Origin of the sequence: Planotetraspora sp. GP83 (assembly GCF_041262585.1) — a bacterium.
Classification (GTDB): domain Bacteria; phylum Actinomycetota; class Actinomycetes; order Streptosporangiales; family Streptosporangiaceae; genus JAOEGB01.
This window is the reverse complement of record NZ_JBGCBZ010000015.1, coordinates 157364-171003: the sequence shown is the minus strand read 5'-3', so window position 1 is coordinate 171003 and position 13640 is coordinate 157364. Positions and strand designations below refer to the sequence as shown.

Annotated in this window: 8 protein-coding genes; 2 read left to right on the top strand and 6 right to left on the bottom strand. The window is 72.0% G+C overall.

Annotated elements, in window-relative coordinates:
• Positions 1-163: 163 nt before the first annotated feature.
• The 4 genes from ABH927_RS21775 to ABH927_RS21760 are packed head-to-tail and all read right to left on the bottom strand — an operon-like array spanning position 164 to position 4146.
• Positions 164-913, bottom strand: coding sequence for a decaprenylphospho-beta-D-erythro-pentofuranosid-2-ulose 2-reductase (locus ABH927_RS21775; RefSeq protein WP_370024094.1), 750 nt, complete (start codon positions 911-913; stop codon positions 164-166).
• A 34-nt stretch (positions 914-947) separates the two neighbouring features.
• Entirely contained in the window at positions 948-2285 is a 1338-nt protein-coding gene (locus ABH927_RS21770; RefSeq protein WP_370024093.1) for an FAD-binding protein, read from the bottom strand.
• Positions 2282-3169 carry a decaprenyl-phosphate phosphoribosyltransferase gene (locus tag ABH927_RS21765; protein WP_370024092.1) on the bottom strand — a complete coding sequence of 296 codons (888 nt, stop codon included), beginning with the start codon at positions 3167-3169 and terminating at the stop codon, positions 2282-2284. The genes ABH927_RS21770 and ABH927_RS21765 overlap by 4 nt, the downstream gene beginning before the upstream one ends.
• A gap of 56 nt (positions 3170-3225) precedes the next feature.
• A complete protein-coding gene (locus tag ABH927_RS21760; protein WP_370024091.1) occupies positions 3226-4146 on the bottom strand; it encodes a DUF3068 domain-containing protein in 921 nt (306 codons plus the stop codon).
• A 188-nt stretch (positions 4147-4334) separates the two neighbouring features.
• On the opposite strand from ABH927_RS21760, the gene ABH927_RS21755 reads away from it, so the two are divergent.
• Both ABH927_RS21755 and ABH927_RS21750 read left to right on the top strand, forming a co-directional pair.
• Complete coding sequence (locus ABH927_RS21755) at positions 4335-5726, top strand: acyltransferase family protein (protein WP_370024090.1); 1392 nt, start codon at positions 4335-4337, stop codon at positions 5724-5726.
• Between the two features lie 1962 nt (positions 5727-7688).
• Positions 7689-8426: a class I SAM-dependent methyltransferase gene (locus ABH927_RS21750; protein ID WP_370024089.1), complete on the top strand. Its 738-nt coding sequence runs from the start codon at positions 7689-7691 to the stop codon at positions 8424-8426.
• On the opposite strand, the gene ABH927_RS21745 is transcribed toward ABH927_RS21750, so the two are convergent.
• Entirely contained in the window at positions 8367-9362 is a 996-nt protein-coding gene (locus ABH927_RS21745; RefSeq protein WP_370024088.1) for a DUF3068 domain-containing protein, read from the bottom strand. The two genes, ABH927_RS21750 and ABH927_RS21745, sit on opposite strands and share 60 nt — an antisense overlap.
• On the bottom strand, positions 9359-13633 hold the full coding sequence (locus ABH927_RS21740) for an alpha-(1->3)-arabinofuranosyltransferase family protein (protein WP_370024087.1): 4275 nt from the start codon (positions 13631-13633) through the stop codon (positions 9359-9361). Before ABH927_RS21740 ends, ABH927_RS21745 begins: the two co-directional genes overlap by 4 nt.
• Positions 13634-13640 lie beyond the last annotated feature (7 nt).

The following is a 13640-nucleotide window of genomic DNA, read 5'->3' as shown; positions in this document are numbered from 1 at the left end:
CGCGAAGAATCGGTTCGTGATCATGCAGAGGCATTGCGGTTGCATGATCACGTACGGACTTCGCGCGGCCAGGGCGCGGTGACGAGGAATCGGTGCATGATCACGCGCGAGGAAAGCGCAGGGTGGGGTGACAGCCCGGGAAAATGTGCATGATCACGCGGAATCAGCGGGGGAGGCGGCGCCACAGCGCGCGGGGCAGGATCCGCATGACGGCGAACACGAAACGCAGCCTTCCCGGGACCCAGACCGTCTGCCGGCCCGACTTCAGGGCGTCGATCACGGCGTCCGCGACGGTGTCGACGGTCACCGACATCGGGGCAGGGGTCATCCCCTCGGTCATCCGGCCGATGACGAACCCGGGCCGGATGACCACGACCTGGGCCCCGGAGCCGTGGAGGGAGTCCGCCAGGCCCTGGGCGAAACCGTCGAGGCCCGCCTTGGCCGAGCCGTACACGAAGTTGGCCTTGCGCACCCGCACGCCCGCGACAGATGACAGCACCACGAGCGTGCCGTGGCCCTGCTCGCGCAGCCGCCGGGCGGCGGCGAGCCCGGCAGAGACGTGGCCGCCGAAGTTGACCGCGACGTCCCGCGCGGCGGCCACCGGGTCGGCGTCGTAGACGGCTTGCTTGCCCAGCACGCCGAAGGCCGGGATGACGACGTCGAGGTCCCCGAGCGTGGCGGCGGCGTGCTCGATCAGCGCGGCGTGCGTCTCGGGGCGGGCGGCGTCGAAGTCCACGACGTGGACCTCCGCGCCGAGCTTCCGGAGCTCCTCGGTGGGCGCGGTGCCGCCACGCGCGGCGAGCATGACGCGGCCGGCGCCGTCCCGCACGAGACGCTCCACGATCGCCAGGCCGATCTCGCTCCGGCCGCCGAGCAGCAGGACGGTGTCGACCGAACCCAGGGCGTTCCTCATGTCCTCACCGGTGAGGTCGTCGCGGTCTTGGCTGTCACAGGCACAGTCTCCTCGCCAGGTCGGAGTGGAAGACCCCGTGGGGGTCGATCCGGCGGCGGATCGCCCGCCACTCTTCCAGGCGGGGGTAGGTCGCGGCCATGATCGCCGCCGACATGCGGGAGTCCTTGGCCAGGTAGATACGTCCCCCGGCCGCGGCCACCCAGCCGTCGAGCTCGGTCAGCATCCCGGCGAGCCCGCTCTGGCCGGTGGGGATGTCGAGGGCCAGCGTCCACCCCGGCATGGGGAACGACAGCATCCCAGGGGTCCCCTCGCCGAACCTCTTCAGGACGGTGAGGAACGACACCACGCCCGCGCCGGACAGCCGTTCCACCACCCGGCGTAAGGTCTCCTCGGCCCCGAACGGCACGACGAACTGGTACTGCACGAAGCCGTGAGAGCCGTACATCCGGTTCCAGTGACCGACCCCGTCGAGCGGGTGGAAGAAGGGGGCGATGCCCTGGACGACTCCGCGCCTGGCCGAGGGCGCCTTGCCGTACCAGACGGCGTTGAAGGCGCCGATCGACGCGCGGTTGAGCAGCCCGCCGGGCACCCATGGCGGAGCGGACAGGCGCGGCCGGGGGGCGAAGCCGAGGGGGTCGCGGCGCATCCGCGATGGCAGGTCGTCCAGGCGCGCGTGGTCGCCGCGGGTGAGGACGCTCCGGCCCATCCGGCCACCCCGGGCGAGCAGGTCGATCCAGGCGACGGTGTAGCGGTAGCGGTCGTCGGTCGCCGTCATCACGTCGAGCGTCTGGTCGAGGTCGCGGGTCCGCTCGACGTCCACCCGCATCCGGGAGGTCTCGATCGGGACGCACACGAAGGTGGCCTCGACGATGACGCCGGTCAGCCCCATGCCGCCGACGGTCGCCCAGAACAGCTCGTCCTCCGGCCCGAGCACGCGCGTCGCCCCGTCGGCGGTGAGCAGAGTCAGCGAGCGGACGTGCGCGCCGAAGGACGAGTCCACGTGGTGGTTCTTGCCGTGGACGTCGGCGGCGATGGCCCCGCCGACCGTGACATATCGGGTGCCGGGGCTCACCGGGACGAACCAGCCGCGCGGCACGAGCTCGGCCATCAGGTCGTGCAGGCTCATCCCGGCCGGCGCGGTGACCAGGCCGGTCTTCGGATCGTGGGCCCATGACGGCGTGAGGGCGGTGCAGTCGAGCACGAGGCCGCCGGCGTTCTGCGCGGCGTCGCCGTACGAGCGGCCGAGGCCGCGTGCGACGACCCCGCGCCGGGAGGCCTCCTTGATCAGCGCGGCGGCCTCGTCGGCCGAGCGCGGGCGCGCCAGCCTGGCGGGGGTCGGGGCGGTGCGCCCCCACCCGGTCAGAACCGTCATGTCAGATAGACCCCAAAGGCGAGGAGCACGAGCATGAGGGCGATGAAGACCTGGAGCGGCCGGTCCCGGAGTGCCAGTTCCTCGGGCTCCTCCCCCACTCCCCGGTCGACGAGCAGGGCATGCCGCAGGACCACGAGGACGAAGGGCACGATGCTCAGGGCGTAGAACGCGCGGGCCGTCCCAGCGTGCTCCTGGAGCGCCCAGAGGCAGTACGTGACGATCATCGCGCCCGAGGCCATGACCCGGACGTGGGCCAGGTAGCTCGCCGTGTAGACCACCAGCGTGGCCCTGGTGGGATGGGTCGTGCCGTTGCCGCCCTGCGCGCGCAGCTCGGCCTCCCGCTTCCCCGCCACGAGCAGGAGCGAGCCCAGCGAGATGACGACGAGGAACCAGCTCGTGACGGGTACGGCCACCGCGACCGCCCCCGCGTAGGCCCGGATGACGTGGCAGCCGGCCACGGCGACGAGGTCGACGACCGGCTGCCGTTTGAGCCAGAGGGTGTAGGAGAACGTCAGCGCCAGATAGGCGGCGACCACGGCCGCCAGCTGCCAGCGCCCGGCCACCAGGCTCACGAGCAGGCCCGCCGCCAGCAGGATCGCGCCGGTGATCCGCGCGAGCCGTACGGACACGATCCCGGCGGCGACGGGACGCAGCCGCTTGCGGGGATGGCGGCGGTCCACCGTCACGTCGGCGGCGTCGTTGAACAGGTAGGTCCCGCTCGCGGCGAGGCAGAACGCCACCAGGGCGACCAGGGAGCCCCGTAATCCCGGGCCGGTCATGAGCACGCCGGCGGCGGCCGGCGCGGCGAGGACGAGCACGTTCTTGAGCCACTGCCGAGGACGGCAGGCCCGCAACAGCCCGGCCGCCGTCGAGCGCCACGTCATTGCGCCCACCGGCGACGTGTCGACCGGTGGGCGCACTGACGTGCGCTCTGGGGTCATCAGCCCTCGCGCGCCGGGGAGCCGCGCATGATCAGGAAACCGGCGACGAGAAGCACGACGCCGAGAATAAGGGAGATCAGCGGGATCGTGGTGCCAATGAGGGTAATCTGCCCAAGATTGTCCCTGACCGCGCTGACCAGGTCGCTGACGCTCTGCGGCGTCATCACGGCGGTCGCGATCAGGGCCGGCATGCGCTCCACGCCGTCGGCCGTCTTGAGCACCTCGTGGCGCTGCTGCTCCTGCTTGACCGGCGCGCCCGTGGTGGGCTCAACCCATAACGTGGTGACGCCGTCGTAGACGCGGTTGACCTGGATGTCGCCGGGGTCCGCCATACCGAGCACCGACGCGGGCGCGCTGAGCGTCTGGGTGACCGTCGGCGGGACCTTCTGCTCGAACTTGTAGACCTTGAGCCCGTTGACCGTGTCCTCGCCGGCGAACGTCGCGTCGAACGCCTTGTGCGCGTCCGTGTTGAAGACCTTGTAGGTCTTCTTCTCCACGCCGAAGGGGAACAGGAAGATCTGGCCCTCCAGTTGGACGGGCTCCTTGTCCACGCTCGCGCCGCAGCAGGTGACGCCCGCGCCGTTGTACTTGTTGAACGCGCTGCGGAACTCGGTGAACGAGATCCCGCGCTTGTTGTTCGTCACGTCGTTGACGGCGGTGAACTGGTCCCACACCACGTGGTCGTCCTTGGCCTGCGCCACGTCACCCCTCGTCGTGACCGTGATGTCGAGGTTCCCGGTGAGGACCTTCAGGGCGCCCTTGTTGAAGTAGCGGGCGTTCTCCGCGGTCAGTCGCGTCTTGATGTAGTAGTCGGCGGGAGCCTGGACGAGCTTGCCCGCCACCTGGAATTTGATCAGTGGTGCGAGAACGATGAGGAACGCCCCGATTGCCAAGAGAACAACTCCAACTGCGCGGCGCATCGCTCCTCCTGGGCAGGCGTGGTAAAACCGCCATTTTGTCCTGAAACAGGTTCCTATTTCGCGCTAATGTTAGTGGGGGTAGTGACCGACGTCACGAGGGATGCGGAAAAGTGACCGAAACAGGTTCTAGGTCGTCGGCGGCTCGTGACATATTACTCGTCAGTTCGTCACCCGTTCGTGACAAAACTGTGCCTTCCGGACTCGACGCGGCTCGCGCCGCGCTTCCGAAAGCGACGGGTCACCTCGACGCCCTGGACGGCATGCGCGCGGTCGCGGCCCTCGCCGTGCTAACCTTCCACGTCGCCATCGAGTCGGGGGCGGCGCTCCAGGACAACTTCTTCAGCAGCCTGCTCTCGCGGGGCGACGTGGCCGTCCCCATCTTCTTCGCGCTGTCGGGCCTGCTGCTCTACCGGCCCTACGCGCGAGCGGCCCTGTACGGCGGCCAGCCTCCCGGCACCCGCGTCTACCTGATGAAACGGGCTCTCCGCATCCTCCCGGCGTACTGGCTCGTCGTGATCGTCGCCATGGTGCTGTGGTCGGGGAGCCACGCCGGGGACGTCAAGACCTGGCTCGAACTGCTCCTGCTCACGCAGAACTACGAGCTCCACCCGTGGTGGTACGGCCTCGGCCCGCGCGGGCTCGCCCAGATGTGGAGCCTCTGCGTGGAGGTGGCCTTCTATCTCGTGCTGCCCCTGCTGGCCGCCGCTCTGTCGGCGTACGCGCGCCGGGCCGGGGACGACGCCGGCCGCCGGGCCAGGCGGCTGCTCATCGGGATCGCCGTGCTTGCGGCCACCTCGTTCGTCTGGGCCCTGCTCACCTACTACCCCACCTACCGGCCGTACCTGAACACCTGGCTGCCCCGCGCGGGGGTGTTCTTCGCCCCCGGCATGGCGCTGGCCGTGGTGTCGGTGTGGGCGCGCGACGAGCCGGGGACGGACGGCCCCGCCCGCCGCTTCGTCCGCGCGGTCAACGCCTCGGCGGGCACGCTCTGGCTGGTGGCCGCCGTGGCGTACGCCGTGGCCGCCTCGCCGCTGACCGGCACGAGGTTCAGCGGCGTCGACGGCGTCTGGGCGGACCTGTCGGAGCTCGTGCTCTACGCGACCGTCGCGGCGTGCCTGGTCGCGCCCGCCGCGCTGCTCGCCCCCGCGCCCGGGGGGCGGGCCTCGCTGCTCGGGCGCTTCCTCGGCAGCCGGGTGATGCGCTTCCTCGGCCGCGTGTCGTACGGCATCTTCCTGTGGCAGTTCGTCGCGCTCTATCTCTGGTACGACTTCACCGAGCAGGGGCCGTGGAGCGGCAACTTCCTCGGCAACCTGGTCGTGGTGGGCGGCCTCACGGTGCTGCTCGCCACGCTCACGTACAAGTACGTCGAGGAGCCCGCGAGGGGCCTGATCAGGTTCGTCACGAGGCCTTCCCCTTCTTCTTCTGCGACGTCGGTGACGGCTTCGGCTTCGGGAAGTGCGAAGCCGGAGACGGGGATGGCGACGGAGACGGCGACGCCGCGGCTGGAGGGGCCGGGCTCGCCGCCGGCGCTGGAGCCGGGGCGGCCGCCGGGACGGGATCCCCGAACGCGAACCCCTTGAGGCAGATGGGCGCCGAAGGGTCGTCCAGCCGGATCATCAGGCCCTTGCCCACCGCCGTCACCGGGAACTGCAGCAGCCCTCCGTCGGTGCGCGCGAAGCTGAGCTGGCCGCGCTGCCCGCTCATCTCGTACGTGGCGGTCCCCGCCCGTTTCGCCGTGTAGGCGAGCCCGCCTATCGGGCCCACGCCGCCGTACGACACGACGTCCGGGAAGTAGATCGCACCGGCGATGAGCGGGAAGCACGTCCTGCCGGGCGGAGGCAGGGTGGCGAACAGCGGCTTCACGCTGACCGGCACCAGCCTGCCCTTGTCGTCGAAGACCAGCGCGTGCTCCGACGGGTCGGGCGCCCGCATCCTGGCCCGCAGCACGGGCCGGGCGAGCGGCGCGAGCACGTGATGGCTGAGCCTGCGGTTGCCGTTCCAGGGGATCACGATGTCGCCGGGGACCGGGCTGGAGAAGATGACGGCCGTGTCGGGAGCCTTGGCCAGGGACGTCCGCACGGCGTCCAGGTAGGCCCGGAACCGGTCGCCCGACAGCGTGTGGCGGTAGGCGTCGACCGACACGATCGACATGGCCAGGTAGACCCCGGCGAGCAGCCCGGCCACCACGGGCACGCCCGCCCCTCCCGGGATCGGCCGGCGGTACGGCTCGGCCTCGCCGTACAGCGGAAGGAGGGCGAGGGCGAGGCAGATCGCCAGGACGATCACGGCGTCGGCCACGTAACGGGTCTCGGCGCCGACGATCTGCGTCAGGCCGGTGCCGCGCGCGATGGCGGTCGGGATGGCGTCCACTCCCAGGAGGTAACCCGCCAGCACCACCCAGGCCCGTACGGCACGGCGGCGCCAGAGCAGCGTGACGAGCACGGCGGCGGCGAGCACGGTCCAGGCCGCCACGACGAGGAACGCGCTCGGGTGGGCCATGCCGCCCGTCGGCGGGACGGGGCCCCACGACAGCGGCCCGCCGACGGCCCCGGCGGGGAAGGTCCATCCGAGCATGCGGTTCACCAGGTCCACGACGTCCACCGGCTCCGGCACGACGGCTCCCTCACCGGGCGCCGTGCTCCGGCGAGCGAGGTAGAGCGCCGCGTAGCCGCCCATCAGCAGCAGGTAGGAGCCCCAGAGCCGCCAGTGGGTGCGGGCCTCGCGCAACATCAGCGCGGTCCAGTTCCCCGCCCAGCCGCGCAGGTAGGCCGTGGTGATGGCGAACAGCAGGAACGGGACGAAGACCCCCTTGGTGCTGAAGGCCATCGCGAACAGCACCCAGTAGAACGCCCGCCGCGCATGGACCCTCCCGCCCTGCCGGACGTGCCGCACTTGGGCATTGAGCGCCATGACCATCCCGAGCTGAAGCGGCACGGCGTTGAGTGCGGCCGACCACCAGCCGAACGCGGGGATGGTGAGCGGGCAGAACAGGGCGATGGCGAGCGGCAGCAGGATGCCGGGCCGTACGCCGAAGAGCCGGACGAGCAGGCGCAGCAGCACGGCCGAGACGGCGGCCTGGGCCGCCATGGTGACCGACGAGACCAGCAGCCAGTTGTACGCCGAGATCCGCGCCAGCACCCAGGTGAGCCCGAGCGCACCGGGCATGAGGTGCCCCTTGTGCACGCGGAAGAGGAAGTCGAACGTCAGCCCGTGCTCGTAGGCGTCGCCCATGAACAGGAAGTCGTCCTCGACGAAGTAGGAGCCGAGCAGGACGGGGATCCGGACCGCCAGCGAGCCTGCGATGAGCAGGACCGCCGTGATCATGACGGGGTTCGCCATGCCGGACATCCACGCCGGGACCGTGATGCTCAGGCTCGGCCGTTCCGTGCGCGTGATCTGAGTCATTCTGATCTCCCAGAGGCGTCCATCACCATATGAGCGATACGAGCGATAAGAGAGCTATATGGACCGCGAATCGGGTTCAACCGGGTGTTATGCTCCGGCGCACCCCCACGTAGGGCACCTACACGCAGGGAGACGCCGTGCAGACCGAACCGTTCCGCGCCGACCTGGCCCGCTCGATCCGGCTGTTCAGCGCCTTCCGCAAGGAGCAGACCGACCCCGAGTTCTTCTACGGCCTGCTGGCCCGCGACACGGTGGCGCAGCTCTCGTCCTACACCGACCTGAACGGCGCGCTCGTCGCCGACGTGGGCGGCGGGCCCGGCTACTTCACCGAGGCGCTGCGCGCCGCCGGGGGCCGGCCGTTGTGCGTCGACTGCGACGCCGGGGAGATGAGCGCCAGGACCGGGGTCATCCCGGACGGCGCCCTGCTCGGCAGCGCGCTCGACCTGCCGCTCCGGAGCGGCTCGGTCGACGTGTGCTTCTCCTCCAACGTCCTGGAGCACGTGCCCGACCCGTGGCGGATGGCCGATGAGATGGTCCGGGTGACCAGGCCGGGCGGGATCGTCTACCTCTCGTTCACGAACTGGCTCTCTCCGTGGGGCGGGCACGAGACCTCGCCGTGGCACTACCTCGGCGGCCACCGCGCCGCCCGCCGCTACGCCCGCCGTCACGGGCGCTCCCCCAAGAACGTGTACGGCGAGAGCCTCTACGCCGTGTCGGTGGCCGACGCGCTCGCGTGGGCCAGGCGGCGGCCCGACGCCGAGGTCCTCGACGCCCTGCCCCGCTACCACCCCCGGTGGGCGACCGCGGTGATCCATCTACCCGGCGTTCGCGAGGTCGTGACCTGGAACCTGGTCCTGGTGCTTCGCCGCCGCTAGGCGCCGGGCGAGACGGGCGGCGCGCTGCCACAGGAACAGGGCGACGAGCAGGCCGCCGAGCACGAGGAAGGCCGCCGGCACCACGTCGCGCACGAGCAGGATCCACCGTCGGAATTTGGCCGCCTCCGCCACCTGGGAGGCCACGTCGGCGGAGCTCGTGACGAGGTCGGCCTGAAAGCTGGTCTGCCGTTCCACCCCGTCGGGCGTCCGCAGGGTGTCCCGGCGCCGCTCCAGGATCTTCACCGTGAGGCCGCTCTCGGGCTCGACCCACAGGGTCCGGCTGATCTCGGTGTACCTCGCCACGCTGACCCTCCGCCACGCGGGGAGGCCGATGGACCTGCCGGGGATCTGGTCCGGCAGGTCCTCCACCTTCACCGGCCCGGCGGCGTACGTGTACCTGTAGGTCGTGAGGCCCTCGACGGTCTCGGCCCGCTCGAACCGCAGCGGCGCCTCCCGCTTGAGCACCGGGTCGAACATCTCGTACGTGCGCGGCTCCGCCCGGTACGGCAGGCGGAACGCGAGCCCCGTCTGCCGGACCCCGGTGTCGTTGTCGACGTACTCCCCGCAGCAGGCGACGGCCAGGCCTGTCCGCCGGTCGAAGGCCGTGCGCCGCTCGTGGTAGTCCAGCCGGGTGCCGTCGTCCCGCGTCTGCATGGAGGAGAACTCCACCCATACGGCCGTGCGCTCGTCGCCCGCGGTGGGATCGCCGTAGATGGAGACCGTGTCCTCCACGGGCACACCCGTGCGCAGTTGGAAGGTGGCGCTGTCGAGGTAGGTCGCCGAGGGCGAGACGAGCCGATAGACCCGGGTCTGCTCCAGCGGGAGGACCTGGGTGCCGGGGTAGACGTAGAACCGGAACAGCGCCGCCATCGTGAGCAGGAACGCCGTCCCCGCCAGGAGGATCGACCTGGGCAGCCGGACCAGGAAGTCGATCACGTTCCGACCTCCTCGAAGGCCGGGCGCTCGTGCTGTCCGGGGGCCCCGGACTCCGGCTCCTCGGACTCCGGCTGCTCAGGCTCCGGCTCCTCGGCGAACAGCGGCGACCGTACGATGGGCTCCTGGTCCCGCACCGCTCCGAGCAGCCGCGCGAGGACCACGAGACACAGGACCTGCGCGGCCAGGCTCTGCCCGGCGGCCTGCGCGAGCCCGGCCGCCCCGAGGACGCCGAAGGCGACCCAGGCCGAGACGGCCCGCCGGGCGAGCCTGCGCAGCCTGCTCGGCCCGGCGTGCTGGGCGTCGGCCAGCCGCCGCAGCCACAGGTGCAGCGCGAGGGTCACGGTCACGATCGCCGCCCCCGCGACTCCCCCGGCCCACAGGCCGGCCAGCGGCGCCGCGGGCCACACCCACGCCGTGCCCGGCCTCCCGGCTGTCACGCCGGCGAGCCTCGACCGGCCCGGGAGCAGCGCGAGGGCGAGCACGATCAGCGCCAGCAGAAATCCGCCGATGAGCGCCGCCCGATACGCCGGGTCCGGCTCGTAGCGCAGGATCACCTCGCCGCCGCCCGGGGGCAGCTCCCACGCCTGCCGCCAGCCGTCGAGCCGCACCGGGCGGAGTTTCGCGCCGCCGAGAGACGCCTGCCATCCGGCGTTGTAGTTCTCGTTGACCACCAGGTAGGACGGGGTGGCGGCGCTGACGCGCAGGCGGCGCTCCTCCAGGCCCCACGAGACGACCTGGGGCCGCGCCATAGTCACGGGCCCCGACTCACCCGCGCCGTCGCTGGTGAGGCCCGTCGCCGGGCTCGTGCCGTTCCGGGCGCCGGTGTCCGTCGTGAGGATCGCCGACTCCACGCGGAAGGCGTCGCTCGACGCGACGCTGAGCCTGCTCCGCCCCTCGGACAGGTGGACGGGGACGCATCCCGAGTAGGTCAGCGGCCGGCCGTTCAGCACGTCGTCGAGCGTGCCGCCCACGATGCGGGTCGGCACCGCGTTGCCGTCCACCCGCAGGGTCGGCCCGTAGCCGCACGGCAGCCGGAGGGGGATGCCGCCGAGCCCGCCGAGCGGCTTGACGCCGGGGATCGTCAGCTCGGTCACCTCGATCGCCCGGGAGGCGGGCGCCGTGAACTCGACGGAGAACTTCCTGGTCCGCAGCGCGGGGAAGACGAAGCGTCCGTCCCGGCCCACCCAGCCCTGCACGGTCCTCGTCTCGCTGCGGACGGTCAGCCGCACCGGCGGCTGCCCGAGGAACGAGTCGGGGAAGAAGGCCCTGATCTGCGAGAACCGGTGGACCGTGCCGAGGTCGATGTACAGCGTGGGATGCCGGTCGAACGGCTGGGCGTACCACACCGTCCTGATGTCGCCGTCCATCGCCTGGCGTCCCAGCGTGGCCGGGTAGTCCGTCGCCGTGGACGACGCCCCGACGTGCGGGTAGAGCGACGGCAGCGTGGTGATCAGGTCGGCCGCCCGGGGATCGGTCAGGACGGCCCGGCCGCTCACCGTGCGGACCTCGCTCCGCGCCACGGGGAAGAGCCGGTCGAGGCCGTAGCCGTCCTCGCCGAGGATCTGCAGCCGCGGGTCGCACGTCCACGTGGCCGACCCGCGCATGCAGGCCGGCGCCTGGCCCTGCCTGGTCAGCAGCAGCGTCCCGGGGTCGCCCCGCTCCGGCTCCGGCACCGAGAGCGTCCGTACGGCCCGCACTCCCGGGATCCGCAGCTCGGTGACGCCCACGCGGCTGCCGAGCTTGGCCTTCGGCTCGTAGGCGAGCCTGGTGATCCGTACGCGCAGCCACGCGGTCTTGCCCCGGACCGGCCGGAGCGGCTGCTCTCGGTCGGTCCGCTCAACGGGCACGCGCCGGACGCCCTGCTCGGTCTCCAGGGCGACCTCGGCCACGGGCGGCCCGATCGGCGCCTGGTCGAAGGCCACGCCTACCTCGCTCAGGTCGAGCCGTCCAGTGAACCGCACCTCCAGCCACTCCCCGACCGCGCCCCGCCAGCCGTCGGACCGCCACCCGGTGCGGGTGTCGCCGTCCAGCGCGGCGTACGGCTGCCGCCCGGGGTCGCGCTGGCCGGAGGCCGCGGTGACGCCCGACTCCGACGAGGAGGCGGTGACGTCCTTGATGTCCAGGTAACGGGCCGTCGAGGTGGCCGCCGACCACGCGGGGTCGAGCAGGTCGGTGGTGACGGTCCGCCGGCCCTCGGGCAGCGTGGCCGACGCGATCCGCCTGACGTCGCCGAAGACGATGTCCCTCTTGCGGAGCGTGTCGGTCGCCACCGTGTCCTTGTCCGGGATCGATGCGGCGCCGGGCTCGTCGCCGACCAGCACCGGCCGGTCGTCCGTGAGAAGGCCGTGCTCGGCGAGGTCGAGCACGGCCTCGGGGGCGCCCTCGACGTGCAGCGTCCCCTCGCGGGGCACCGTGCCGGCCTGCGGCGCCGCACCCGGGACCTCGTAGACCTCCAGCGCCGGGTACGGCTGGTCGAACCAGCCCGACGCCGTGCTGCTCTGGGTCATGCCGACCAGCGGCCCGAACTCGGCGGCCTTCTTCAGCCCCGAGTCCTGGAGGGTCTGGTGGACGCGGGCGGGCCAGGCCGTGCCGAGCGTGTCCCGGACGAGGTCGTTGCGCACGAGGAGGAAGCGCACGCCGACGCGGCGCAGCGCGGAGGCCAGCCCCGGCGAGCCGCGCCCGGTGGAGAACCGCTCGTCCACGGCCTGCACCAGCCGGGCCAGGCCGGGCGATCCCCACGGCACGTTGGCGTGGGTGGCCCAGCGGACGGTCAGCAGCGACTGCATGGGCTCGTCGAGCGGCCTGCCCCACAGGTACTCGCCGCGCGCCGAGCCGGGCACCGCGAGCACCATGCCGTCTCCGGTGCTTCTGTTGAGCCACGCCGCCGCGTCACGCCAGTAGGACGGGATGTCGGCGAACGCGCCCCGCGTCGTCACCCCGGCGGTCGCCACGGGGACGAGCGTGAGCGTCAGCAGCCCGGCGGAGACCGCCATGACGGGCTTCCTGAACCGCACCGGCCCCGCGACGGGCAGCGCGGCGAGGCCGAGCGCGAGCGGGAGCCTGATCAGCGCGTCGAACTTGTGCAGGTTACGGAACGGCGCGAGCGGCCCGTCGAGCAGCGCCTTGACCTGGCCGGTCCACGGATGCGCGAGATCGCCCGCGTGGCCCGCCGTGATGACGAGGAGCCCGGCGATCACGCAGAGGACGAGGAAGGTGCGCTCGGGGGTCGATCGGCGGATCACCCCGGTCAGGCCAAGCGCCGCGACCAGCGTCGTCGCGACGACCAGCCAGGGCACGGTGGCCTGGTGGAAGGCCGCGGGCAGCCACGGCTGGCCGTCGACGGGCAGGAAGGAGATCCAGCTCGACGTGCCTCGCAGGGTGTTCAGCAGCGAGGTGACGCTCGTCGTCGCGCTCGCCGTCTCGATGAACGGCAGGAACGAGAAGATGTACCGCCCGAGCAGCACCAGCGGGACCAGCCACCACAGCGACACGATGCCGATGAAGAGCAGCCACCAGCCCAGCAGCCACCACTTGCGCCGCCGGTCCCGCCTGCTCAGCAGGTAGATGAGCGGCACGACGAGTACGGCGAGCTCCGCGGCGGCGTTGATCCCCCCGGCGAACAGGAACGCGACCGCGGACAGGGCGGCCGCCCTGCGCGGGCTCGCGCCCTCCCTTGTTTCCAGGAGACGCGTGCCGTGGACCAGTGGCAGCAGGACCAAGGGCAGCACCGCGCTGGGCTGGAACTCCGAGGAGTTGACACCGATCAGCGCGAGCGCGTGAGGGGCCAGCGCGTACGCCAGCCCGGCGAGGATCCGGGTGGCGGGCGACCCGATCCCCATGGCCCTGGCCAGCCGCTCGGTGCCGAGGAAGGCCGCGCAGAGCACCAGCGACATCCACACGCGCTGGATGTCCCAGGCCGGCATGTCCAGCGCGTGGAACAGCACGTAGAACGGCCCCATCGGGAAGAGGTAGCCGTACGCCTGGTTCTGCAGGTGCCCGAAGTACGCCGGATCCCACAGATGGGTCGCCCGGGCGAGGAACCCCGCCGGGTTGATCGCCATGTCGAGCTTCGTCTCGGCGATGACGGCGCCGGGCGCGGTGTTGAACGCCACGGCGGCGAGGAGCAGGCACCCGGCGAGCAGCCTGAGCCTGTGCCGGAGCGCCGGACCGTCGGCGGGCCGCCCCGAGGGGTTTCCTCGCTCGGCGACCGGCGGCCCGAATCGTCCAGGCCCCCCGCGTTCGGGCCCTCCAGTCCAGGTCTCAACGGACACGGCTACG